The organism is Marinospirillum sp. (assembly GCF_044810985.1).
Lineage (GTDB): Bacteria > Pseudomonadota > Gammaproteobacteria > Pseudomonadales > Halomonadaceae > Marinospirillum.
Genome location: NZ_CP085242.1, coordinates 1,443,093 through 1,465,642, shown reverse-complemented (window position 1 = coordinate 1,465,642; position 22,550 = coordinate 1,443,093). Strand labels below are relative to the sequence as shown.

24 protein-coding genes and 1 tRNA gene are annotated in these 22,550 nt (G+C 52.7%); 11 read left to right on the top strand and 14 right to left on the bottom strand.

What is annotated here, in order from left to right; genetic code table 11:
- Positions 1-46 precede the first annotated feature (46 nt).
- From LG323_RS07065 to flgA, 6 genes are all read right to left on the bottom strand, one after another.
- Complete coding sequence (locus LG323_RS07065; RefSeq protein WP_404420012.1) at positions 47-1,414, bottom strand: tyrosine-type recombinase/integrase; 1,368 nt, start codon at positions 1,412-1,414, stop codon at positions 47-49.
- A 94-nt stretch (positions 1,415-1,508) separates the two neighbouring features.
- Positions 1,509-1,585 (bottom strand) — tRNA-Arg (locus tag LG323_RS07060).
- Positions 1,586-1,612: 27 nt separating this feature from the next.
- Positions 1,613-2,347: a flagellar brake protein gene (locus LG323_RS07055; RefSeq protein WP_404420011.1), complete on the bottom strand. Its 735-nt coding sequence runs from the start codon at positions 2,345-2,347 to the stop codon at positions 1,613-1,615.
- A gap of 23 nt (positions 2,348-2,370) precedes the next feature.
- Complete coding sequence (locus tag LG323_RS07050; RefSeq protein ID WP_404420010.1) at positions 2,371-2,862, bottom strand: flagella synthesis protein FlgN; 492 nt, start codon at positions 2,860-2,862, stop codon at positions 2,371-2,373.
- Between the two features lie 115 nt (positions 2,863-2,977).
- Positions 2,978-3,271 (bottom strand): flagellar biosynthesis anti-sigma factor FlgM, encoded by a 294-nt coding sequence (gene flgM / locus LG323_RS07045; protein ID WP_404420009.1) that lies wholly within the window; start codon positions 3,269-3,271, stop codon positions 2,978-2,980.
- Positions 3,272-3,371: 100 nt separating this feature from the next.
- Entirely contained in the window at positions 3,372-4,103 is a 732-nt protein-coding gene (gene flgA / locus LG323_RS07040; protein WP_310696176.1) for a flagellar basal body P-ring formation chaperone FlgA, read from the bottom strand.
- Between the two features lie 104 nt (positions 4,104-4,207).
- On the opposite strand from flgA, the gene LG323_RS07035 reads away from it, so the two are divergent.
- The 5 genes from LG323_RS07035 to LG323_RS07015 all read left to right on the top strand — a co-directional run bounded on the left by LG323_RS07035 (position 4,208) and on the right by LG323_RS07015 (position 9,865).
- Complete coding sequence (locus tag LG323_RS07035; protein WP_310696174.1) at positions 4,208-5,146, top strand: chemotaxis protein CheV; 939 nt, start codon at positions 4,208-4,210, stop codon at positions 5,144-5,146.
- Positions 5,147-5,216: 70 nt separating this feature from the next.
- Complete coding sequence (locus LG323_RS07030; protein ID WP_310696172.1) at positions 5,217-6,056, top strand: protein-glutamate O-methyltransferase CheR; 840 nt, start codon at positions 5,217-5,219, stop codon at positions 6,054-6,056.
- Positions 6,057-6,064: 8 nt separating this feature from the next.
- The gene (locus tag LG323_RS07025) at positions 6,065-6,325 is read left to right on the top strand and encodes a late competence development ComFB family protein (protein ID WP_310696170.1); all 261 of its coding nucleotides are present in this window, start codon (positions 6,065-6,067) and stop codon (positions 6,323-6,325) included.
- A gap of 252 nt (positions 6,326-6,577) precedes the next feature.
- Complete coding sequence (locus tag LG323_RS07020; RefSeq protein WP_404420008.1) at positions 6,578-7,564, top strand: TAXI family TRAP transporter solute-binding subunit; 987 nt, start codon at positions 6,578-6,580, stop codon at positions 7,562-7,564.
- Positions 7,565-7,648: 84 nt separating this feature from the next.
- Entirely contained in the window at positions 7,649-9,865 is a 2,217-nt protein-coding gene (locus LG323_RS07015) for a TRAP transporter permease (RefSeq protein WP_404420007.1), read from the top strand.
- A 62-nt stretch (positions 9,866-9,927) separates the two neighbouring features.
- Here LG323_RS07015 and LG323_RS07010 read toward each other — a convergent pair whose 3' ends face one another.
- Positions 9,928-10,395: a universal stress protein gene (locus tag LG323_RS07010; RefSeq protein ID WP_310696165.1), complete on the bottom strand. Its 468-nt coding sequence runs from the start codon at positions 10,393-10,395 to the stop codon at positions 9,928-9,930.
- A 197-nt stretch (positions 10,396-10,592) separates the two neighbouring features.
- Between LG323_RS07010 and LG323_RS07005 the strand changes: the two genes are divergently transcribed.
- From LG323_RS07005 to LG323_RS06990, 4 genes are all read left to right on the top strand, one after another.
- Entirely contained in the window at positions 10,593-11,618 is a 1,026-nt protein-coding gene (locus LG323_RS07005; RefSeq protein WP_404420006.1) for a methyltransferase, read from the top strand.
- Positions 11,619-11,625: 7 nt separating this feature from the next.
- Positions 11,626-12,405 (top strand): carboxy-S-adenosyl-L-methionine synthase CmoA, encoded by a 780-nt coding sequence (gene cmoA, locus LG323_RS07000; RefSeq protein WP_404420005.1) that lies wholly within the window; start codon positions 11,626-11,628, stop codon positions 12,403-12,405.
- A complete protein-coding gene (gene cmoB, locus LG323_RS06995) occupies positions 12,392-13,414 on the top strand; it encodes a tRNA 5-methoxyuridine(34)/uridine 5-oxyacetic acid(34) synthase CmoB (protein ID WP_404420004.1) in 1,023 nt (340 codons plus the stop codon). The genes cmoA and cmoB overlap by 14 nt, the downstream gene beginning before the upstream one ends.
- A 125-nt stretch (positions 13,415-13,539) precedes the next feature.
- Positions 13,540-14,313, top strand: a complete 774-nt coding sequence (locus LG323_RS06990; RefSeq protein WP_310696158.1) for a ferredoxin--NADP reductase — start codon at positions 13,540-13,542, stop codon at positions 14,311-14,313.
- Between the two features lie 38 nt (positions 14,314-14,351).
- Here LG323_RS06990 and LG323_RS06985 read toward each other — a convergent pair whose 3' ends face one another.
- From LG323_RS06985 to trpB, 3 genes are all read right to left on the bottom strand, one after another.
- Positions 14,352-15,110, bottom strand: coding sequence for a response regulator (locus LG323_RS06985; protein ID WP_404420003.1), 759 nt, complete (start codon positions 15,108-15,110; stop codon positions 14,352-14,354).
- A 145-nt stretch (positions 15,111-15,255) separates the two neighbouring features.
- A complete protein-coding gene (locus tag LG323_RS06980) occupies positions 15,256-16,881 on the bottom strand; it encodes a methyl-accepting chemotaxis protein (RefSeq protein ID WP_404420002.1) in 1,626 nt (541 codons plus the stop codon).
- 132 nt (positions 16,882-17,013) lie between these two features.
- Entirely contained in the window at positions 17,014-18,195 is a 1,182-nt protein-coding gene (gene trpB / locus LG323_RS06975; RefSeq protein WP_404420001.1) for a tryptophan synthase subunit beta, read from the bottom strand.
- A gap of 217 nt (positions 18,196-18,412) precedes the next feature.
- On the opposite strand from trpB, the gene LG323_RS06970 reads away from it, so the two are divergent.
- Positions 18,413-18,745 (top strand): DUF3392 domain-containing protein, encoded by a 333-nt coding sequence (locus tag LG323_RS06970; protein ID WP_310696153.1) that lies wholly within the window; start codon positions 18,413-18,415, stop codon positions 18,743-18,745.
- Between the two features lie 51 nt (positions 18,746-18,796).
- Positions 18,797-19,279, top strand: coding sequence for a hypothetical protein (locus LG323_RS06965; protein ID WP_404420000.1), 483 nt, complete (start codon positions 18,797-18,799; stop codon positions 19,277-19,279).
- 142 nt (positions 19,280-19,421) lie between these two features.
- On the opposite strand, the gene dnaB is transcribed toward LG323_RS06965, so the two are convergent.
- The 4 genes from dnaB to rpsR all read right to left on the bottom strand — a co-directional run bounded on the left by dnaB (position 19,422) and on the right by rpsR (position 22,540).
- Positions 19,422-20,834 carry a replicative DNA helicase gene (gene dnaB / locus LG323_RS06960; protein WP_404419999.1) on the bottom strand — a complete coding sequence of 471 codons (1,413 nt, stop codon included), beginning with the start codon at positions 20,832-20,834 and terminating at the stop codon, positions 19,422-19,424.
- A gap of 77 nt (positions 20,835-20,911) precedes the next feature.
- Positions 20,912-21,361, bottom strand: a complete 450-nt coding sequence (gene rplI / locus LG323_RS06955) for a 50S ribosomal protein L9 (RefSeq protein WP_404419998.1) — start codon at positions 21,359-21,361, stop codon at positions 20,912-20,914.
- 18 nt (positions 21,362-21,379) lie between these two features.
- A complete protein-coding gene (locus LG323_RS06950; RefSeq protein ID WP_310696147.1) occupies positions 21,380-22,270 on the bottom strand; it encodes a hypothetical protein in 891 nt (296 codons plus the stop codon).
- Between the two features lie 42 nt (positions 22,271-22,312).
- Positions 22,313-22,540 (bottom strand): 30S ribosomal protein S18, encoded by a 228-nt coding sequence (gene rpsR / locus LG323_RS06945; protein WP_310696145.1) that lies wholly within the window; start codon positions 22,538-22,540, stop codon positions 22,313-22,315.
- Positions 22,541-22,550: the final 10 nt, after the last annotated feature.

Genomic DNA, 22,550 nt, shown 5'->3' with positions numbered 1-22,550 from the left:
AGGTCATGGTGTCGGGCTTTTTTTGGCTCACAGGGTAGACACAGGGTTACTCCCCGCCTGCACTGGATGCCAGGGCTTTGAGTAAATCAGAGTGCATATTCTTAAGGGCTGTTTGTTCGCCGTAGTGGTGCGCCATAGTGTCCCGACTACGCCAGCCCTGTATCTCCTCAAGGCGCGATAAGGGGACATCTGCGTTACTGAGTCGTGTTTTCATGGTATGGCGCATTTGATGGGCTGTTCCACACTCCACCTTAGCAAGCGCCTTGTTGACGGTGGCAGACGCTGAGTCATTCTTTACGCGCTCCCCGTTCATGTAGCGGGTGAACAGGTACGGGCCTTCTGCCTTCTCCTTGGCTCGTCTTGCTGCAATAAGGGCATGACCAACAAGGGGAACTTTGCGCTTTGATGCTTTGGTTTTCAGCCGCCTTAATGGATTCTCTTTAATGATGATATGCGGTGTCTCTGCGTCTAACGCCACATCATCCAGCCGAAGCCCGACAATTTCAGCGATACGCGCCCCCGTGTCGAGTAGTAGGCCAATGATGTTACTTGTGTCGTTATCCTTTTCATCGACATAATCACGTAACCTTTTCACCTGGGCATCATTAAGCCCTGTTCGCTGAATCTCGTCTTTGCCATAGTTGGGTATCTCAAGCTCTGCAAAGGGGTTGCGTATGTCGGTTAACTCATATTCTTTTATCAGGTCATTAACAGCAGCACGGACGGTATTAAGCCTGCGTCTAATGGAGGTGGTCTTTAGTCCCTGTTCTAAGGCTCTCTCAATGACACGGGAAACATCCCGCCGCCGCAGACGCTTTAACTCACTATCGCCTGTGACATCACACACAAGGTTAAAGGATAGCTCCACGTTGTTACATGCCCTACGGTTGGCCTCTGTAGGCTCCAACATGCCCCGTTTCTTCAAGTAGACCTGCTTAGCGTCACTCAGGGTAAACAGCTCCCGACCTTGCAGGATTGCCAAAGCGCGCAGCTCTGCGTCTGCTAAGTGGGGCTGTAGGCTTGTGGAGTCACCAGGAACTTTAGCCTCAAGCGCTTCAATTAACAGACCATGCCCTATGTCAGTGTATGGCCCGTCCTGTTCGGCTAGTGGCTCTGGTTGAAGGTTGAAGCGTTCTAGGAGCCGTTCAGCTTCAGCCCGCGCCCCGCCTAACCCTGTGCCTGCCCTGAGTTGCTGCCAAGTCACATCATCACGCTTGGCTAGGCTGTCGATCATTCTAGCCGCCTTCAGCTTGTCGTAGGTCTTGAGTGCAACAACGTGCATCTTTTTGCCAATGCGGGGGGCTATGTCTTTGGGAACCCTACGACGATAGTAGTACGGGCCTTGGGAATGCTTCTGCCAGAGATAGTTGATTGTCACAGTTAAAGCGCCAGAGCTATGGAGTACGTTAGGCATGATGGTATCACTTTTTGTGTCCCGATTGTGATACCGTTAGAAGCTATTTTTGAGTAAAAATTCCAGTGAAAACAGGGACTTGAGTGCTTCTCACTGGTGCCCCGATCAGGATTCGAACCTGAGACCTTCCCCTTAGGAGGGGGACGCTCTATCCAGCTGAGCTATCGGGGCGTTCTGGAAGGGGCTGAATTATAACGCTTAATCCCGGCTAGAGTCCAACCTCAGGGCTTCACGCTGCAAGAACATCACCAGGCGGTCAATTTCGGCCTGGGTGGCCCCGTCTACATTGATAAAACGCAAACCACAGTGGGTTACTTTCTTTTTTTCATCGTAGCTGATGCGTCTGGCTTCAGCAGCAACAGTCACTGTTCTTTCAAAATCCTCAACATCCAGAGTCAGCTCTTCAAAAATCTCCAGGTTTCTGAAAGGAGGCTCCACGGGCTGCTCACAGACCAGGTTGCAGCCACCATTGGAAAGATCAATCAAGCGCCCGCTGATGGGTTCTTCCCGCTCGTAGGACAAAAGGCTAATGGGTGCACGCATGGATGCTAGAACCCGGGCACGGTAGGCTTCACGCTTTTGATCGTGGCGGACCACTTTGGGCAGGGCTACCTTGTAGATGGCACCGTCTTCTTCTTCGATTACGCTGATCAGTTGGCAGTGGTTGAAGAAGATGGAGAGGCCGCTGGTGGCTGCTCTCACTGAAAAGACCTCCCCTGCCAGGGCTCTTTTATGGCCACTGGGAGGATTGAATTCATCCAGATAGAAAACCTGTTGCTTGCGGTCAACATCCAGAATCAAGCTGGCATAGTGTTGGCTTTGACCGCGGAAATTGATGGTTACAGAGGCATGTTGGCGGTGCAGCATGCTAAGAAGGCTGGCTATCTCGGAAGGGTCAGTGACCAGATGTTCATCGGCACCTTTATCGGCCATGAAACTCTGCTCCTTTGTTTTGTTCAGGCTTTGCCCAGATTGCGCGGAATATTGAGGTCACCGGCGCCTCCAGAGGGATGGTATACCCGGATTTTGGTCTGAGTGGCCTGCATGGCACTCAGCAGCATATCGAAGTGCTGCATGGCGCGGTTGATCAGGCGGCCATTGACGTTGTTTTTTTGGTGTACTTTTTCCAGCAGGCTCACCAGTTGATTCCAGCCCTGGCGAAGGGCGCGGGCATTGGCTTCCGGCAGGCTGGCAAGAAAACTTTCCAGGCCTTCCATATCGGCTTTGAGGCCCTGCTGTTCAAGAAAAGCCTTGCGCTGATCAACGTCTTGTTCCACCTGCTGAAGCAAGGCTGTTTTATGTTCCGTGAGGGTTTCAAGTTCTTCAGCTGTTTCTGGGGCTGACTGTAAAAGCTGGTGTTCCTGTTCTACAACCTGCAGCAGTTGCTTGAGATTGCTTATGGCAACCAGCAGCAAATCTTTGAAAGTCTGGGCTGAGTTCTTGGACACGAGAAACCTTCCTGAATAATGATATTGCCTGCAGTGTAGCTGATCCACAGCGGATACAAAAGAACCCACTACAGCAGGCTGCAGCGGGTTCTAAAGGGGCTTTAAAAATTCTGGTTTAAAGCTTGGATTCCAGATCCATCAGCTTGCCAGCAAGCTTCTGGTGATCAATGGAATAGCTGCCTTCTTCGATCTGTTGACGCAAGGCAGCCACTTTGTTTGAGTCAATTGAATCATCACCTTCGGCCATATAGAGGCTTTGCGCATGACTGCTCAACTGGACGCGATCTCCGGCACTGACCGGTGCTTCGGTTTTGTTTGAAACAGCAGCACTATCTTTGGCCGAACCCTGATCACCACCTCGAACCCTGGGGTTGAGGTTGTTACCGATTCCATTGAGTTCGATAGCCATAATTGCTTATCCCGTAGTTAATCAAGTAGCTGGTTAGTTACTTTTTCGGCGCTACCTGAAAAAACTTTAGTGATTTTTTACAAAAATGCCGTATAGAGTATTAAATACGGACTTCAACAATACCTCTTGCTGTGATTCTAGCACGTACAGTTCGTCCTGACTGCAGATTACGTACCCGGATCTGTTCGCCAATGCTGCCTGAGTCCAAGGCTTCACCCGTCATGCGGATGGTTAGGGACTTGCTTTTGGCCTGAATGATGACCTGGTCACCACGGCTTACGGCCTGAATGATATTCACCTGTCGGCTGGTAATGATGTCACCAGCCCGGATGCGGTTACGAACCTGCATACCCAGCAGGGGCTGAAAACTGGTGAAATATTCGCCACGCACCCGTGAAACATCCATTTGTCGGACTTCCAGCATTTGTTCAGTGATCTGGGAGCCTCTGTTGAGAGTGCTGCTGGCGGTGACAACCGGTGAAAAAACCTGAACTTCGGCGGTGACGAAGATAAACCAGTCTTCCGGGTAACAGGTGACGCGAAGGTTGGAACGACCGCGCAATTCATTATTGCCGTGCACCTCAAAATCCAGGGGTTCTGAGCAACGGGCCAGTTTAAGCCGTGGGTCCAGAGCACGGAACTCCACCTGGTACTCTTGTTGGCCGCCACTGAGTTGTTCATCAATCCAGGCTCTGGCCTGCTGCTGGAGGTCATCCATGCTTTGATGCTCCTGAGCCTGCAGAGGCAGGCTGAAAAGAGCGATCACAAAAGCCGCAAGCAGCAGGAAATGGGAGGGGGTAGGCTGAGTAGCAGAGCCTGGCTTTCGTAACATAACAAATCAACCTTTGAAGGAGCTTAGAATTCTGGCGTATTGCAGTTTATACTCTTGAGGAACTGTTGTTGTATTAACTATCCTACTGTCAAAGAAGAGTGCCTATGACCACGTCCGCAGGCAAGCTGGCCGCACGCAACAAGGTTGCAGGTGGCAATCGCATGGAGCTGCTGTTGTTTCGACTGAATGGCAAGCAGCTGTATGGCATCAATGTTTTCAAAGTCAAAGAGATTATACCCTGTCCACGTCTGACTAATCTTCCCCATCATACGCCCCATGTGCGTGGGGTGGCGCATGTTCGTGACGGCACGGTTTCTATCGTTGATCTGGGGATGGCCATTCGACAGCCGGCAATGGAAAACCCTGAATCCCACTTTGTGATCGTGACTGAATACAATCGCCGCACCCAGGGGTTTCTGGTGCGTGAAGTAGATCGCATCGTCAATATCAACTGGGAAGAAGTACACCCACCACCCAGAGGCAGTGGCAAGGACAGTTTCCTGACAGCAGTGACCCAGATGGACAATCAACTGATTGAAATTGTCGATGTGGAAAAAATCATTGCCAGTGTTGATCCTTTTGCCCAGGGTGTTTCTTCGCACATCCTAACCGATGAAGTTAAGGAAATTGCCGGAAACTACCATATCTTGCTGGTGGATGATTCCAGCGTGGCTCGTCACCAGGTGGAACGTAACCTGCAGGAAACCGGGATCGGCTATACTAGCTTGACCAATGGTAAGGAAGCCCTGGAATTCCTGAACAGTTTGGCGGATGATGGCAAGCGGGTTCAGGATGAACTTTTGATGATTATTTCAGACATCGAAATGCCGGAAATGGATGGCTACACTCTGACTCGCCGCATCAAGGAAGATCCGCGTCTGGCCAACCTGCCCGTGCTACTGCATTCTTCATTAAGCGGCATTTTCAATGAAGCCATGGTCAAAAAAGTCGGGGCCAACTTTTTTCTGGCCAAATATGATGCCGATGAGTTGGCCAGGGTGGTTATCGGCCAGATTCAGGCGATTGCCGGAGAGAAAGTGTGATTCAGGTCGTAGCTTTCATGCTGTTAAGTTACTATTATGGTGAGTCATTTGCTGGTAATGGTGGTGATGGATGTCAATCAGTAAAACCTTGAGCCCACAGGAATTTGAAGCTTTCCGCAACTTCTTGCAGGAAGCTTGCGGGATTTTGCTGGGTGAAAATAAGCAGTACCTGGTTACCAGCCGCCTGAACAAAATCATGGCTCAGAAACAAATGAGCAGCCTCACAGACCTGATGCGCGAGATGCAGCGCAACCCCCGTTCAGGTCTCAAGGAAGCGGTCGTTGATGCCATGACCACCAATGAAACCCTGTGGTTTCGTGATGTGCATCCCTTCAATATTCTGGAAAACAAGGTTCTTCCCGAAATTGCCAAAAACCTGCGTTCTGAACCCCTGAAAATCTGGTCTGCTGCAGCATCTACGGGGCAGGAACCCTATTCGATTTCCATGGTGATTGAGGAGTTCAAAAAGAAGAATCCGGGTGCTTTTCGGATGGGTGAGAAAATCCTGGGTACGGATATTTCCGCTTCCGCATTGGGCGCAGCTCGTTCAGGCACTTATGAAATGCTGGCCATCGGTCGCGGTTTATCCAAGGATCGCCTGACCAAGCATTTCACGCAAACCGGTGAAGGGCGTTGGAAGGTCAACCCCAATATCCAGAAGCGTGTGGAATTTCGCATGATGAACCTTCTGCACAGTTACAGCATGCTGGGACGCTTTGATGTGGTTTTTTGCCGTAATGTTCTTATCTACTTTTCGGCTGACTTGAAAAAGGACATTCTCAAAAGGATGCACGCCAATCTCAAGCCGGGTGGCTACTTGTTTCTGGGGGCCTCGGAAGCTCTTTCCAATATGCCGGATCTGTATGAGATGGTGCAGTGCCGCCCCGGCATTATTTACCGCGCAAAATAGGTGAGCTTATGGTGACTGAAAATGTTCACAACTACTACGAAACCCTGCTGAAAGGCTTGATCAATCGTGATGAGCGGTTTCAGGGTAAGAGTCAGGATTTTGTGGAAGATGTTATCTGTGTGACCCTCAACCAACTCCCGGCTTTTTATGTGCGCTTCGATGTCGATGCCACCTTTTACATGTCAGAAGGCGAGATACTGCAGATTGAGGAAAAGCTTAAAAACGCTCTGGAGACTGCGATCGACAAGATCGAAAAAAACCCGGATTGATCGGGGTTTGTGGGCACTTTACTGAAACACCCTGCGGGGTGTTTTTTTATTTCCGGTTTAAAAGGGTGGATATCCACCCCTGCCAGTACTGCTTTGTGTGGAAATTCGCACACTTGGAAGGTGGTTTTCACAGGAGTCAGTGACGGTAGGCGGGTTCAGGGTGTTGGCATAGGCCTTGCAAGGAAGCTGCTGCTCAGTAGTAGCAATCGACGACACTCATCGACGAAAAAAATAACTAGGAGAAACCTCCCTATGCGCTTTTTATCCAAAAAGGCTTTAATGACCGGTTGCATGGCAGCCATGATGACCACGGGTGCTGCATTTGCTGCCGAAGATCGTAGTGATTGGCCCAACAGTATTACTGTAGGTACTGCCAGCCAGGGTGGTACTTATTATATTTACGGTTCCGGCTGGGCCAACCTGGTTGGCGATGCCCTGGACATTTCTGCGGGTGCCGAAGTCACCGGTGGTCCTGTGCAAAATGCCACTCTGGTACAAATGGGTGAGCATGATTTTGGTATGGTCACCACTGGCCCCCTGGTACAGGCCCTCGCCGGTGAGAGTGAGCTGGCACCTGGTGAAATGCACGAAGACGTACGTGCGGTTTTCCCCATGTATCAAACCACCCTGCAGATCATTGCTCTGGAAGACTCGGGCATCAATTCTGTGGCGGATCTGGATGGTAAAACCGTGGGTGTAGGCCCTGCAGGCGGTACAGCGGATATGTATCACCCTCAGTTGTTTGAAGAACTGGGTCTGGATGTGAACACCACCAATGGCGGTGCTTCTGATCAGGCTGGTCAACTGCAGGATGGCTTGATTGATGCTTTTGCTTTTGCAGCAGGCATGCCCATTTCAGCTTTCAGTCAGCTGGAAGCTCAGGCGGACGTGAACATCTTCTCCTATTCTGAATCAGATATTGAGCAGATTGCCAAAGACTACCCTGAACTGAGTGCCGGTGTGATTCCTGCATCCGTTTACAAGTCTGTGGAAGAAGACACTTCGGCCTTGTCCCTGTGGAACTTCGCCGTCACTCATAAAGACATGCCGGATTCCCTCGTCTATGGTGTAACCAAGACCGTCATGGAAAACCATGACCGTATGTTGCAGATCCATGGTGCTGCCAAGGAAACCGTGCCTGAAAATGCCAAGTACAACACCATCGTCAAGTGGCACCCAGGTGCTGTGCGCTGGTTTGAAGAAAACGGCGTTGAAATTCCTGAAAACCTGAAAGACTAAGTAATTCGGGAAGTACCTGTTAGTGAGTAACGTCGGCTTGCGGGCCGACGTTCTTTCATTTCTAATCACGTGAACTTCTGAAAAATGACTGATAAAACCTCCACAACTGCAGAAGCAGATGCCGCTGATAAAATCGGGGCTGAAGGTGTGTCAGATATTCCGCTGGGTCATAACGAGCGGGATTTGACGGGTGTGGTTGGCAAAGTGATCTTTTTTGCCTGTGTTTTCTATACCCTTCTGCACCTCTACGCACTGAATATTTCTCCTATTGAAACCTGGGCTTTTCGTATTATTCATGTTGCGGGCGGCTTGATGGTTGGTTTTGCCTTGATTGCTGCTTTTACTCTGGATCGCAATAAAGAACCGACACCTATTTCACGCTTGCAATGGCTGGCTTTGGTGCCCTCAGCGGCGCTGATTGCTTTTGCTGCTGTGGGTATGGCCGTTGCCTGGATTTCCAGAGAATATTTCGGCCTGCGCCTGCCGCCCCCTCTGCCGATCGGTGAAGGCGTTGCCTTGCTGCCTGCTGTGGCCTGGGCTCTGGTGCTGGGCACCGTGGCCGCTATTATCAGCAGCTGGATCTGGAAAGCGGGCAATAACCGCCGGATTCACTGGGCTGATTGGTTGTTGATGGCTGCAGCGATTCTGGTCGCGGCCTATCTTTTGTTTGTTCTCAACCGCTGGCGGATGGCGGCAGGTACCCCCATGGTGGGTCAGACCGAGTTTCTGGTGGCCTTTGCCGGTGTCATCCTGATCATGGAGCTGACCCGTCGCGTTGCCGGTCTGGCTTTGATCGTGATTACGGCTGTTTTTCTGGGGTATGCCTTTGCCGGCCCTTATTTGCCCGGTATTCTTGAACACCGTGGTTATTCGCTGGAACGTTTTTTTACTTACATCTACACGGACAACGGGATTCTCGGCCCAACCACAGCGGTTTCTTCAACCTATATTATCCTGTTCATCACTTTTGCTGCCTTCCTGCAGGCATCGCGGGTGGGTGACTACTTTGTTAATTTTGCTTTTGCTGCAGCAGGACGTACACGCGGTGGCCCGGCCAAGGTTGCTGTCTTCGCCTCGGGCCTGATGGGGATGATTAACGGTACTTCTGCGGGTAATGTTGTAGCGACCGGCAGTCTGACCATCCCTTTGATGAAAAAAGTCGGCTATCACCCCCGCAGTGCCGGTGGTATTGAGGCAGCCGCTTCCACAGGTGGGCAGATTGTACCGCCCATCATGGGGGCCGGTGCCTTTATCATGGCGGAAATCACGGGTATTCCCTATACCGAGATTGCCATAGCAGCCTTGATTCCGGCAGCTCTTTATTTTCTTTCCATCTACATGATGGTGGATCTGGAAGCACGCCGCGAAGGTATGGCTGGCCTGGCCCGGGATCAGTTGCCCAAGTTCAGTAAAATGGTTAAGCAGGTCTACCTGTTTTTCCCAATCATTATTCTGATTGCCACGCTTTTCATGGGTTACTCGGTGATTCGTGCCGGTACTCTGGCCATGTTCAGTGCTGCAGTGGTGTCCTGGTTGACGCCTTTCAAGATGGGGCCCAGGCAGTTGCTGGAAGCCTTGTCGCTAGGCACCCGCATGGCAATCCCCCTGATTGCGGTGTGTGCCTGTGCCGGTATTATTGTGGGTGTCATTGCTTTGACCGGGGTGGGTGCGCGCTTTGCATCCATGCTGTTGAACATTGCTGATGCCAGTCATCTTCTGGCGCTCTTCTTTGCCATGTGCATCAGTATCCTGCTGGGTATGGGGATGCCGACCACGGCGGCTTATGCGGTTGCTGCCTCTGTTGTGGCTCCCGGTCTGCAGCAGATCGGCATTCCACCGCTGGTTTCTCACTTTTTCGTGTTCTACTATGCGGTGCTTTCGGCGATTACTCCGCCTGTGGCTCTGGCGGGCTATGCCGCAGCAGCGATTGCCGGGACGGATCCTCTAAAGACCGCCATGACCTCCTTCAAGTTTGGTCTGGCCGCCTTTATCGTGCCTTTCATGTTCTTCTACAGCCCGGAGCTGTTGATGGAAGGCAGCTGGGATAAAATACTGCGTGTTGCGATAACGGCTGCGGTGGGTATTTACCTGCTGGCTGCTGCTGTGCAGGGTTGGTTCCTGAATGACCGTGCCAACCTGATCCAGCGTGGTCTTCTGTTGGTGGCTGCACTGGCCATGATTGCTGGTGGCTGGATGACAGACCTGGTGGGTATTGGTCTTGGCAGTCTGGTGCTGGTCTGGCAATTGGCAACGGCAAGAAATCTTGCCTCTGCAGAAGCAGCTCGTCAGAACGGGGAATAATCCTCCTGCGCTTTTGAGCCTGAACCCCGCCTTCTTCTGGAAGGCGGGGTTTTTTGACTGAATCAGTCGCGAGGCTTGTCGTTTCTAACCGTCAGTACGGGGATGGGTGAGTGACGCACCACCCGCTCAGCCGTGGAGCCGACCAAGACTTTTTCGATACCGGTACGGCCATGGGTTCCCAGAATGATCAGGTCAGCCTGGATGGCTTCAGCTGCTTTGAGAATGTCTTCATGCCCAGTGCCGATACTGACTTCATAAGTTACTTCAAAGCCCAGGGATTCGGCATCAGCAAAATATTTTTCCTTGAAGCTTTGCATATCCTCTTCAGCATGGCGGGTAATTTCCCGAATGAAGGTGTCGATCACATCGGCAGGAATACGGCGGCGGCGTTTGTCCGCCAGTTCAGTGATAACGTGAAGAAGGTGCAGTCTTGCTCCTGTGAGCCGAGCCAGTTTACGAGCATGCTCAACTGCTTGGGTCGCACCTTCAGAAAAGTCGGTCGCAAACAGTAGGGTTTGGTATTCAGCCATTATTTTTTTACCTTTTATCATCGAGGGTTGTTTGAGGCTCAAGCTTTGCTACTCAAGAACTTATATTTTTCAGCAATATCTGTGCCATAACACGGCTGGCAAAGTGACCCCAAAACCTCTATCTTTAGCGCCCTGATTTCCAGTAACCGGATTTTCCAATGCCTTCTGCCTCTGATTGCTGCCCACTGGGTCAACTTATGATGAGACACCTGCCAGAATGGCAGGATCAACCACTGAACCTGATTGCCCCACCAGGGCATTTGCAACTGGCCGCGCTGCAGCTGGGGCGGGATTTTGCGGCACCTGTGCAGGTCTGGACAGCGGACTGGCGCATGAGCCGCCTGGCACAACAGCAGGGTCTGCAGAGTTTTTTTGTCAGTCAGCAAGCACCTGCCAGCCTGCCGGGTCGCAGCCTGGTGTTCTGGCCCAAAGCCAAGGACGAAGGCTATTGGTGGCTCAGGCAGCTGGTTGCTTACTCACTTGAGGGTTTTTATCTGCTGGGCGAAACCCAGGGCGGTGTCAAGGCTGCTGCCAGCCAGTTGCAAAAGGCAGGTCTGGAAGTGACCAAACTGGACTCGGCAAGGCGCTGTGCTCTCTATTATGTCGAGGCAGACGCACTGAAGGGTAAGTTGCCTGCCGGCCAGGAAACGCTAGCCCTGGACGGCCCGGATGGTTTGCAACTGTGCAGTCTGCCTGGTGTGTTTGGTCATGGTCGGGTGGATGAAGGTTCGCAGTTGCTGTTGTCTGCTCTTCAGCAGAACCTGACAGAGCTACCTCAACAGGGGCGCTGTCTGGATCTGGGCTGTGGGGGAGGCCTGCTGGGAGCCTGGCTGTTGCAGCACAACCCGGGTCTACAGTTAATTGCCAGTGATGTCAGTGGCTTTGCCCTGCAGGCGACTCAGGCAACCTTGCAGGCCAATGGGCTGCAAGGCCAGACCTGGCCTGGGGATATTTTTAACGGCCTGGAAGCGGTTTGCCAGCCTGGAAGTCTGGATTTGATCGTCACCAACCCACCTTTTCACACCGGCAAAGCAACGGATTATGAGTTGTCTGAACGTCTGATCCGTGAGTCTCCACGATTTTTGAAGCCGGGAGGCCAGCTCTGGCTGGTAGCCAACCGTTTTCTTCCTTATCCTGATTTGCTGGATAGAGCTTTTGGCAGCTTCCAGCGTCGTGCAGAAACCGGTAAATTTTCCGTTTATCAGGCCTTACGTGAAAAATGAGCAGACTATGAGTTCCCCTTCATCCCCAGTCAGAGACGCCCTGTTTTCCAATCCCCTGGACAAGTTGGCCAGCTTTTCTTTTGATGAGCAGGTTGCCCGCGTCTTTCCTGATATGATCAAACGCTCCGTACCGGGTTATTCGCAAATCCTGGGAATGGCCGGAGTGATTGCCAGGCGCTATGTACCGGAAGGGGGACGCATTTATGATCTTGGGGCTTCCCTGGGGGCCAGCACCCTGAGTGTTGCCCAGCAGTTGACGCATCTGGAGCAGCTGGAGATTATTGCCGTGGATAATTCACAGGCCATGACCGAGCGTTGCCAGCAACTGCTGACTGAAACCTTGCCGCAAAGGCCCGTGGAAACCTGCTGTGCGGATATCCGCACGCTGAATTATCAGCCTTGTGATCTGATCCTGATTAACTTCACTCTGCAGTTTCTGCCGCCGGAAGATCGTCAGCCACTGCTGGATCAACTCTTTGCCGCTTTGCGTCCGGGCGGGGCGCTGCTGCTGAGTGAAAAAGTCCACTTTACCGATCCACGCCAATCCCAGTTGTTGTTTGAGCTGCACCATGACTTCAAACGTGCCAATGGTTATTCCGATATGGAAATCAGTCAGAAGCGCACCGCGCTGGAAGATGTGTTGCGCACAGACACCTCAGAGCAACACCTTCAACGCCTGAAGGAGGCCGGTTTCAGCTTTTCCAGCCAGTGGTTCCAATATCTGAATTTTGCTTCCTTCCTGGCAATCAAGGGCGGTGGACAAGGGGATGACAATGAAAGCACCTGATTTTTCAGACGTATATCAAGCCTTTGCACATTACGGGCGCGAACACCCGCAGTTGCATGCCTGGCTGGCGCGTTTGCCGGACCAACTTGCTGAAGCCCTGGATACCCGTCGTCACCCGGAATTTCATGGCTGGTGGCAGAGAATTCAGCAACTGCCCGAAATCCAGAGTGCAGAAATCAACCTGCAGGCAGCGGCAATCAGCGCTGAAAAGGGTCTGCAACCTGATGGTCAACCCCTGACCGCCAGCCAGCAAAAACAGGTGACCGGCTTGCTGCGTAACCTGATGCCCTGGCGCAAGGGGCCTTATGATCTTCAGGGAACTTATATAGACACCGAGTGGCGTTCGGATTTCAAATGGGAACGTCTCTCTCAGCATCTGGGTGAGCTGCGGGGTCGCCGGGTGCTGGATATCGGCGGGGGCAGTGGCTACCACGCCTGGCGCATAGCGGGGGAAGGTGCCGAGTTTACCTTGTGCATTGATCCCTCGCCGCGCTTTTTTGCCCAGTTTGCTGCTGTGAAAAAACTCTTGGGTAAAGAGGGTTTGCCTCAGGTTTACCACCTTCCCCTGGGTATTGAGGCCCTGCCGGACAAGCTGGAAGCTTTTGATACCGTGCTTTCCATGGGGGTGCTCTATCATCGGCGCTCGCCAGTGGATCACCTGCTGGAACTCAAATCCGCTTTACGGCCAGGTGGCGAGCTGGTTCTGGAAACCCTGGTGGTGGAAGGCGATGAGCACACCGCCCTGGTACCTGAAGATCGTTATGCCGCCATGCGCAATGTCTGGTTCCTGCCCTCCGTAAAAGCCCTGAGCCTGTGGCTGAGACGCGCCGGTTTTGACAATATCCGCTGTGTGGATCTGAATCGGACAAGCACTGAAGAACAAAGGGCCACCGAGTGGATGACCTTTCAGTCCTTGAGCGACTTTCTTGACCCGGAAAACCCTGAGTTGACCCGCGAAGGCTATCCGGCACCGCTGCGCGCCATCCTGCTGGCAGATAAGCCGTCCTAGAGTTTAGTTCTACTAAAATAACTTTTTATAGAATAAGGGTATAAAAACAAAAGATTTAACCTGAGCGCACAAAACCCCTAGAATACCCGATTAAATTACTAGGCCAAGAGTTGAGAGGTCACTCAATGAGCAAGTTCTACGCCGAAGAAATCACTGGAGTTCATCACTGGACAGAAAGCTTGTTCAGCTTTACCACGACCCGCAGTGATGGGTTGCGTTTTAAAAACGGTCAATTTGTCATGATCGGCCTGGAAGTTGAAGGCAAGCCCTTGATGCGTGCTTACAGTATTGCCAGCCCCAATTATGAGGAGCAGCTGGAATTTTTCAGCATCAAAGTACCGGACGGTCCCCTGACATCGCGCCTGCAACATCTGCAGCAAGGCGATCAAATCATGATCAGCAAAAAGCCCACCGGCACCCTGGTTCTGGACGATCTTCTGCCCGGTCGCAACCTCTACCTGTTCAGCACCGGCACCGGTATGGCACCTTTTCTGAGTGTGATTCAAGACCCGGAAACCTATGAGCGTTTTGAGAAAGTTATTCTGCTGCACGGGGTGCGCTGGAAGAAAGACTTGGCCTATGAACAGTTTCTGACTCAGGAATTGCCGGAGCACGAGTACCTGAGTGAAGAAATTCAGAAAAAATTCATCTATTACCCTTGCGTGACCCGCGAAGAGTATAAGCATCAGGGGCGTATTACCGACTTGGCCGCCAGCGGACAACTGGCCCGCGATCTGGACTTGCCGGAACTCAACCCGGAAACAGACCGCGCCATGATTTGCGGCAGCCCGAATATGCTCAAAGATCTCAGTCAGATGCTGGATGATCGCGGTTTCAGAATTTCACCGCGCATGGGTGAACCGGGTGATTATGTGATTGAAAGAGCTTTTGTCGATTAATAAAAGCTCTTGTTGGGCCTGAGCTGAGCGGCTCGGGCTCAGCTTTCTTCTTTACTGGAAATACGGCGGGTTGCCTCAATATAATCCACCAGGAGGTTGCGGATATCCCCCTGCATGGGCAGAAAGCGGGTGGCGACCCGGATCTGCTCAACCCTGGAAGGATGCATGGGGTCGGCCTCCAGACGTATGACCTGACAGGGCAGAAGGATCTCCTCACCGGAGTGGGGCATATTGACCTTGACCTGAACCTTGTCAAAAACCGTGACACCACGGATCGGCTCATGCTCACACATGATCAGCATCCCGGACAGGGAAATATCGATCATGTCGCCAGTAACCGCTTCGTGGGTGCCAAATTTCATACTGGCTGTTTGCCCCTTGGATGCCTTGATGCGTTCAGCATTGCGCCTTTCCATGCGTCCCCGCGCCAGAAAAACTTTTTCCACCAGCTTTTTGGCTGTAAAGGGTTTGACCACAAAAGAAGTGACGCCCAACTGTACCGCTGTGACCAGAGAATCGCGGTCGCCCTTGGAGGTGATCATGATAAAGGGTAGGTGAGCGGTCTGGGGGTCTTCACGAACGGCAGCCAGCAATTCATCACCGGCCATTTCCGGCATTTCCCAGTCACAGAAAATCCAGTCGATTTCAGGGTGCTGCTTCAGCATCCTGAGGGCCTCTTTGCCATCACAGGCTTCTATCACTTCCTTGCAGTAAAGGCGATCACGCAAGACGTTGATTATGGCAGTACGAGCTGTTGCAGAGTCATCAACGACCAGAACAACATCTTTATCAAGCATTAGTCATTTACCCTGGTTAAAAGGCCATCAATTGACCTGCTAGTCTAAATCGGTTTGGGAAAAAATTATAGCGATGCCGTTCAGGCATCGCTATATTTCGGAAGTTTTTTATAAAACCTGTGAACCAGTAGCAAAAAGGGTGCCACTAGTCGAGCTTGAAGCCTTCCACCAGATCTTCCAGATGATCAGCCAGCTTCACCAGATCATCACTGACCTGGGATGACTTGCGGGCATCGGTCGAGGTTTGCTGGGCAATGGTGCCGATATGACTGACTTGGTCATTGACCCTGGCTGCCACTTCTTGCTGTTCTGCAGCAGCAGTGGCCATCTGTTCATTGAGGTTGCTGATGTTATTGACGGCATCGGCAATATTGCTCAGGGATTCCCCAACACGCTCAACATCGGCCACGCTCTTCTGGGCGCCTTTGCGGGCGGTTTCCATCATGGCCACGGCACCCTTGGCCTCTTCCTGAAGGCGATCAATGGTGCGATGAACTTCCTGGGTTGCCTCATGGGTGCGATTTGCCAGAGAGCGCACTTCATCGGCTACGACAGCAAAGCCGCGGCCACTTTCTCCGGCACGGGCTGCTTCTATGGCCGCATTCAAGGCCAGAAGGTTGGTCTGCTCGGCAATACCGGTAATGATTTCCAGAACTTTACCGACATCATCACTGTAGTGATCCAAAGCCTGGATCACTTCCGAGGCCTTGTTGAGATGTTCGGTCAGCTGATGAATCCCGGCAATGGAGGCATGCGTCACCGTGCGACTGGAATTGGCTTCCTGGTCCGCTTCCATGGAGGCCTGGGAGGTGCGGATGGCATGCTCGCGGGCTTCATGGGCACTGGCTTGCATTTGTTCCATGGCACTGGCCATTTGTTCGGTTTCTTCATGCTGGGTGTTGACCGCAGTAACGGTTTCATCAGCAACGGAGGAAATGGTATGGGCCGAGGTCTTCAGGGTGCGGGTGGTGGAGGCAACCTGACGCAGACTGGCTGAAAAACGCTCCAGCATGGTGTTGAAGGTGGACGCCAGGGTGCCGATTTCATCCTTGCTGACAATGCCGGTGACCCGAACCGTCAGATCCGAGTCGTCTTCAACCTGTTTCATGGCACGGCGCAAACGCCGCAGTGGGCGCAGGATCAAGCGGTACACGACCCAGGAGATCAACACCAAGCCAGCAATAAACAAGAGAATTTGAATGCCGCCCAGCTGCAGCAAGTTGAAGTTGATGCGACGATCCAGCTCAGCCAGGGAATAGCTGAGACGGATGGCGCCCAATTGTTCACCCTCTTCACCGATATGGCAGTTCATACAATTGGTGCCGCGGTAGTCGGTTTGATTATAAACCGGACGCAGCACGGTCATGATGCGGCCTTCAGGCGTGGAGCGGATTTCCTGAATGGCTTCACCTTCCAGTGCCCGCTGGTCCAGTTCATCCACGGGCTGATCTACATCCGCACCGGGGCCGAAGAGGTTACGAACCGGGTCGGCTCTCAGTACCCTGGCTTCAGTCATACCGGGTTGGCTGAGTACCTTTTCACGATGAACTTCACGGAACTGGGCCAGGGTGCCGGTCAGCATCATGATGTTCAGGGTATCCAGATAGCTGTCTGCCATATCCTGAACATTCTGTTGCATGGTCTCTTCCACCATGGCTCTTTCACTGCGAATAGTGAAAAGCATGGAGGCAACCATCACCAGCAAAAGAACCACCAGAAGAGCTGCGTTGACCTTGGTCTGGATTGAAGTGTTTGCAAGCCACTTATTCATTCATTTTCTCCGCCATCTTGACGTCAGCTGCCAGGTCTCAGGCAATATGTATCTAAATAACATTTTGCCAGTTAAAAGTAGCCGTTACCTTGATGCAAGACAGCAGGTCGGATACTTGCCTGACCGATCCGGTCAGAGGTCTAGTTTTTCAGCCACAAAATCAACGTCCTTGTCACCCCGGCCTGACATGTTGATCAGGACGTGGGTTTCGGATCCCAGGTTTTTGGCTTCCTGCATGACCCAGGCCAGAGCATGGGCGGATTCCAGAGCCGGGATAATACCTTCCAGCCGGGACAGCTTCATGAAGGCATCCAGGCAGGCGGTATCATCAATGGCGTGGTATTCAGCACGCCCAAGGTCTTTCAGGTAACTGTGGTGGGGGCCCACCGAAGGGTAGTCGAGTCCCGAGGCGATGGAGTAAACCGGTTCGGGCTGGCCATCGGTGTCCTGCAGCATATAGGAATGAAAGCCGTGCATGGTGCCGGGAGTGCCATAGGTGAGCGTGGCGGCATGCTCACCCTTGCCCAGTCCTCTACCACAGGGTTCGACACCCACCAGTCTGACTTCTTCATCATCCAGAAAGCCGGAGAAAATACCCATGGCATTGGAGCCGCCGCCAACACAGGCGACAACATAGTCGGGCAGCTGACCGGTCATTTCCGGGAACTGCTGACGGGCTTCACGGCCAATAATGGACTGGAAATCCCGAACCATCATGGGGAAGGGATGAGGGCCAACAACCGAGCCTATGGCATAAAAGAAGTTGTCGGGGTCTTTCATGTATTCTTCAAAAGCACTATCCACGGCATCCTTGAGCGTACGGGTGCCGGTTTCCACGCTGATCAGCTTGGCACCCAGGATTTTCATCTTGGTGACATTGGGGTGTTCCTTGGCGATGTCCACGGCACCCATATGAATCTCGCAGGGAAGGCCGACCAGGGCACAGGCAGTGGCCATGGCCACACCATGCTGTCCGGCACCGGTTTCCGCCAGCACCTTGGTTTTGCCCATGTGCTTGGCCAGCAGAGCTTCACCCAGAGCATGGTTGATCTTGTGGGCACCGGTATGATTCAGGTCTTCACGCTTCAGATAAATTTTCGCACCGCCGCAGGCTTCAGTCAGGCGTCTGGCAAAATAAATCGGGCTGGGGCGGCCGACGTAATGCTGGTAAAGTTCCATCAATTCCTGCTGATAAGCCTCGGTTTCACGGATTTGCAGGTAGGCCTGAGCAATGTCGTCCATGATGACTTTCAAGTGAGGAGGGATGGCCTGACCGCCATAGGGACCAAAAAAACCTTCCGCATCAGGAAGCATAAGAGAACTGGGCGTTTTTTTTGAATTCTGAGTAGCTTGAGTCATCTCTGCAGGTGCCTTGACTGATAATTTAATAAAAAAAGTGAACCTTACTACTCTAACCCGACTGGCTGTTACCTCCAATACCCTTGGGTAACAAAATTATGCGCAAGGATGTTTGCACTCAGTGCCAGTGTGCTTATCATTCAGTATTATTTTTAACAGCCTGGAACTTTATATGGATCTGCTCAATGAACTTCTGGTGCGCTCGGGTTACTGGGCACACTCGCATCTCGACAGTATTGCCCTGGCCCTGGTTGCCACTTTGCTGGTGATTTACGGTGACAACCTCAACAGCCTGGTTAAACGCCAGTTAAGGCCTTACCCGCGCATTGTACGTATTCTCGGCTTTGTGTTGATGTGCGCCTTTGGCTATGGTGCCCTGACCGTGCTTTTCACTCCGGTACTGGCTAATTGGCTGGCGCTTATTTCCGTTCGCTGGTTGGCTCCTGCTGTGGTGGCTCTGTTTCTGTTCATCGGCTGGGTGGCGGAGCGCAGACGTCAGCTGTAAAGGGATCTCTGATATAATTAGATGGATCTAATTTAAATTGAGGGGGTCGCTATGACTGGCACAGGTTGTGCATCGGGTGAGCTGGTGGAGCGCAAGGTTCAGGCCAGCCCCTGGTATTTTTGGCAATATTTTCAACCCCAAACCAGCTGCTATTACCTGTATGCCCTGCTGGAAGCCGAGCCGCAGGCTGATCGAGCCCTGCATCTGGGTGCTTTTGCCGAGACCGGCAGCCTTGCGGCCCAACTGGCGAGGTTTCTGGAAGAGCCGCAAACCACAGTGGCTCTGGAGCTGGCCCCTGACCTGCTGAAAGGCTGGCTGGCAGCACCAGCCTCTCAAACCGCCCCGCGCTTTACAGGCCAGTTTGGAACCCCCTGGAGTGGCTACGGCATCAAGCCGGTTGATGAGCAGCAAGTGGAAGTGATTTATGCTGCAGACAGGCGCCATGAATGGCTGGGTGTTTTCAGTGAAGTCGAGGCTTTTGCCTACATTGAACTGGATTATGACAGGCGACGTAGACGCTGCCTGATCTGTTAAAAAGCCATATTACTAAGACCCTGATTTACGTAATGAGCGCAGGTTAGGCAAGGCGAAATTGAACGAAAAAGCGGAGTTTACAGGTAGTAAATGAGCATTTTGAGGCCAATTTCAACGCAGCATAAGCAAGCGCAATAGTTAATCAGTCGCTGTAGATCATCCCCGCATCTCTGTATTGCGCCAGGCTTTCCGGCGCCAGGTTTTCAAAGCGGGTGAACTGGCCGGTGAACAGCAGGTGAACACTGCCCACCGGGCCGTTACGCTGTTTGCCGATGATGATTTCCGCCAGGCCCTTGTTTTCCGGGTTGTCCGGGTTGTAAACCTCGTCACGATACACAAAAGCAATGACATCAGCATCCTGCTCAATGGCACCGGATTCACGCAGATCCGACATGATGGGGCGTTTGTTGGTACGTTGTTCCAGGCCGCGGTTGAGCTGGGACAGGGCCACCACCGGGCAGCTGAATTCCTTGGCCAGAGCTTTCAGGGAGCGGGAAATCTCGGAAATTTCATTGGTGCGGTTTTCACTGTTGCCCGGAACCCGCATCAGTTGCAGATAGTCGACCATGATCAGGGCCGGGTTGCTGTCCTGTTCCCGGGCCAGGCGACGGGTACGGGTGCGCATGTCATTGGGTGACAGGCCGGGGGTGTCATCAATATACAGCTTGGTGTCCTTGATCAGGCGCACAGTTGAAGTGATGCGATCCCAGTCCTCATCTTCAAGGTTGCCGCTACGCAGGCGATTCTGTTCCACCCGACCCAGAGAAGAGACAATACGCATCATCAGCTGGGATGAGGGCATTTCCATGGAAAAAACCAGCACTGGTTTGCCGGTGTGCACGGCAACATTTTCCACCAGATTCATGGCAAAGGTGGTTTTGCCCATGGAGGGACGGCCGGCAACGATGACCAGATCGGCTGGCTGAAGGCCGGAGGTCATTTCGTCCAGATCACTGAAGCCGGTGGTCAGGCCGGTAATACCCGAAGAATTGACGTCCATGTTTTCCAGCATGTCGACGACATCCCCGGCAATGTCGGTGATGTGCTGGGGGCCGCCAAACTTGGGCCTTTCCTCGGCAATCTTGAACACCTGCTGCTCGGCTTCATTGAGCAACTCATCGGTGCCACGACCCTGGGGGTGAAACGCAGCTTCGGCAATTCGGTTGGCGGCTTCTATCAGGCGGCGTCGAACCGAGCGATCGCGAACGATTTCCGCATAGGCGCGAATATTGCTGGCGCTGGGGGTATTGCGCCCCAGCTCATACAGATAGGCGGAACCGCCGATGGCTTCCAGCAGCCCAAGCTCTTTCAGGCTGTTGGTCAGAATCAGGGGATCAAAAGGGGAGAGCTTTTCATTCAGCTCACGCATGACCCGGAAGATAAGCTGGTGGGCCTTGACGTAAAAATCGGTTTCCACCAAAAGCTCGGCAACAGCATCCATGGAAGCATTGTCCAGCAGCAAACCACCCAGAACCGATTGTTCGGCTTCCTTGGAATGGGGTGCTATCTTGATCTGGTTTGTTTCCTGATCCGCAGAGGACGAAGGGGTTTGCATTGCCTAACCTCCAGCTTCAGCCATTAAAAAAGGCACAGGGCTTAGCCTGTGCCTTTCACTGGGACTGCTAAGAATAATTACTCAGCAACAACAGTAACACGCAGCAGGCTTTCAACTTCCGGGTGCAGATGCACCAGAATTTCATACTCGCCAGTCATGCGCAAAGGGCCTTCAGGCAGGCGGATTTCGCTTTTGTTCAGCTCAATGCCAGCGGCAACGGCGGCTTCAGCCAGGTCGCGTGGGCCAATGGAACCGAACAGCTTGCCTTCTTCACCCGCTTTGGAGGCAATGGTCACTCTTTCCAGGCCTTCCAGCTGAGCTTTGCGAGCTTCAGCAGCAGCCAGACGATCAGCAGAAGCTTTTTCCAGCTCTGCACGGCGCTGTTCAAACATTTCACGGTTTTCTTTGGTTGCTGGAACCGCTTTGCCTTGTGGCATCAGAAAGTTACGACCGTAGCCGTTTTTAACTGTAACTTCATCGCCCAGGGCACCCAGTTTACCAATTTTTTCCAACAGAATAACTTGCATGTTTATATCCTCAAGACGTTAGGCCTCTCCGTCCCCGTCATGCGATGGGGGAGGCGGAGGCGCCAGTCGGTGACGAAAGTTCATCAGACTGTCCGCCATGGCGATCAGCACCAGTAGAACACTCAAATAAGGCAGGGCAAATAACAGCAGCACATACAACATGCCCAACCAGAAACTGTTGTACTGCTTGATGGCAACAATGCCGTGCACCAGGGACAACCCGGAGATCAGCAACGGAACCACCAGAACGGGCAACAGGGGCAGTAGCACCTGAACCCCGAAAGAAACCATAAGCAAGGCTGCCAGCAGGGCACCACTGTACCAGAGCGGCATTCTCAGGCTGTGAAATTCCTCCTGAAAACCACCGGGATTGTACAGGGTGGCTTGCCACCAGCGTGCCAGAAAAAGGCTGACATAAATCAGCAGCAATTGCACAGCTGTAATGACGCCGTTCAAAAGCAGGCCCATCATCACAGTCAATCTTTCCTGGTCGGCGCTGCTGAGTTCGGCATAATTCACCAGGCCGCCCTCATTGATCAGAAGACGAATGAATTCGTCCTGAATCTCATTGGGCAGCCACTGGAAGCCGATGGCCACCATGCCGGCCAGAGCCACGCCACTCAGCAACAGCTGGGGCCAGCTTTGTGTGCGGCGTAAAAGCTCGGCTAACAAGGCGGTTGCCAGCAAGCTGAGCAGTACATCCGGGCTGTTTTGCGCAAAGAGGTAGTAAAACCCCGGCAAACTGACCCAGAAGAGTACCAGCAGGCCTTCACGACGTCCCATACGGAGCCAGACCAGTGCCAGAATGGCACCGCTGAGCAACGAGAGGACAGGGATGAAGGCAGCAACAACAGCAGAGCCTATGGCCCTGCTGCGGCTTTTCATGACGAACTCGGCTAAAAAACGCATAGCTTACTCAGGCCTGGGGCCGGAACCCCAAATGCAAGACACTTACTCGTGGCTGTCTGAGAAAGGCAGCAAAGCCAGGTAGCGGGCACGCTTGATGGCAGTAGACAGCTGACGCTGATACTTGGCCTTGGTGCCGGTAATGCGGCTGGGAACAATTTTACCGGTTTCGGTTACATAGCCTTTCAGCAGTTCCAGATCCTTGTAGTCGATCTGCTTGATGCCTTCAGCTGTGAAACGACAAAACTTGCGACGACGGAAAAAACGAGCCATTTTGCTTCTC

Bases quoted from the DNA above. Each gene is read 5' to 3' on its own strand.
- LG323_RS06985 (WP_404420003.1), bottom strand. From the start codon at position 15,110: ATGCTTGATAAAGATGTTGTTCTGGTCGTTGATGACTCTGCAACAGCT.
- LG323_RS07005 (WP_404420006.1), top strand. From the start codon at position 10,593: ATGATGAGACACCTGCCAGAATGGCAGGATCAACCACTGAACCTGATT.
- LG323_RS07030 (WP_310696172.1), top strand. From the start codon at position 5,217: ATGTCAATCAGTAAAACCTTGAGCCCACAGGAATTTGAAGCTTTCCGC.
- rplI (WP_404419998.1), bottom strand. From the start codon at position 21,361: ATGCAAGTTATTCTGTTGGAAAAAATTGGTAAACTGGGTGCCCTGGGC.
- dnaB (WP_404419999.1), bottom strand. From the start codon at position 20,834: ATGCAAACCCCTTCGTCCTCTGCGGATCAGGAAACAAACCAGATCAAG.
- LG323_RS07020 (WP_404420008.1), top strand. From the start codon at position 6,578: ATGCGCTTTTTATCCAAAAAGGCTTTAATGACCGGTTGCATGGCAGCC.
- flgA (WP_310696176.1), bottom strand. From the start codon at position 4,103: ATGTTACGAAAGCCAGGCTCTGCTACTCAGCCTACCCCCTCCCATTTC.
- LG323_RS06965 (WP_404420000.1), top strand. From the start codon at position 18,797: ATGACTGGCACAGGTTGTGCATCGGGTGAGCTGGTGGAGCGCAAGGTT.
- LG323_RS07015 (WP_404420007.1), top strand. From the start codon at position 7,649: ATGACTGATAAAACCTCCACAACTGCAGAAGCAGATGCCGCTGATAAA.
- LG323_RS07055 (WP_404420011.1), bottom strand. From the start codon at position 2,347: ATGGCCGATAAAGGTGCCGATGAACATCTGGTCACTGACCCTTCCGAG.
- cmoB (WP_404420004.1), top strand. From the start codon at position 12,392: ATGAAAGCACCTGATTTTTCAGACGTATATCAAGCCTTTGCACATTAC.
- cmoA (WP_404420005.1), top strand. From the start codon at position 11,626: ATGAGTTCCCCTTCATCCCCAGTCAGAGACGCCCTGTTTTCCAATCCC.
- flgM (WP_404420009.1), bottom strand. From the start codon at position 3,271: ATGGCTATCGAACTCAATGGAATCGGTAACAACCTCAACCCCAGGGTT.
- LG323_RS06990 (WP_310696158.1), top strand. From the start codon at position 13,540: ATGAGCAAGTTCTACGCCGAAGAAATCACTGGAGTTCATCACTGGACA.
- LG323_RS07065 (WP_404420012.1), bottom strand. From the start codon at position 1,414: ATGCCTAACGTACTCCATAGCTCTGGCGCTTTAACTGTGACAATCAAC.
- trpB (WP_404420001.1), bottom strand. From the start codon at position 18,195: ATGCTTCCTGATGCGGAAGGTTTTTTTGGTCCCTATGGCGGTCAGGCC.
- LG323_RS06980 (WP_404420002.1), bottom strand. From the start codon at position 16,881: ATGAATAAGTGGCTTGCAAACACTTCAATCCAGACCAAGGTCAACGCA.
- rpsR (WP_310696145.1), bottom strand. From the start codon at position 22,540: ATGGCTCGTTTTTTCCGTCGTCGCAAGTTTTGTCGTTTCACAGCTGAA.
- LG323_RS07010 (WP_310696165.1), bottom strand. From the start codon at position 10,395: ATGGCTGAATACCAAACCCTACTGTTTGCGACCGACTTTTCTGAAGGT.
- LG323_RS07025 (WP_310696170.1), top strand. From the start codon at position 6,065: ATGGTGACTGAAAATGTTCACAACTACTACGAAACCCTGCTGAAAGGC.
- LG323_RS06950 (WP_310696147.1), bottom strand. From the start codon at position 22,270: ATGCGTTTTTTAGCCGAGTTCGTCATGAAAAGCCGCAGCAGGGCCATA.
- LG323_RS06970 (WP_310696153.1), top strand. From the start codon at position 18,413: ATGGATCTGCTCAATGAACTTCTGGTGCGCTCGGGTTACTGGGCACAC.
- LG323_RS07035 (WP_310696174.1), top strand. From the start codon at position 4,208: ATGACCACGTCCGCAGGCAAGCTGGCCGCACGCAACAAGGTTGCAGGT.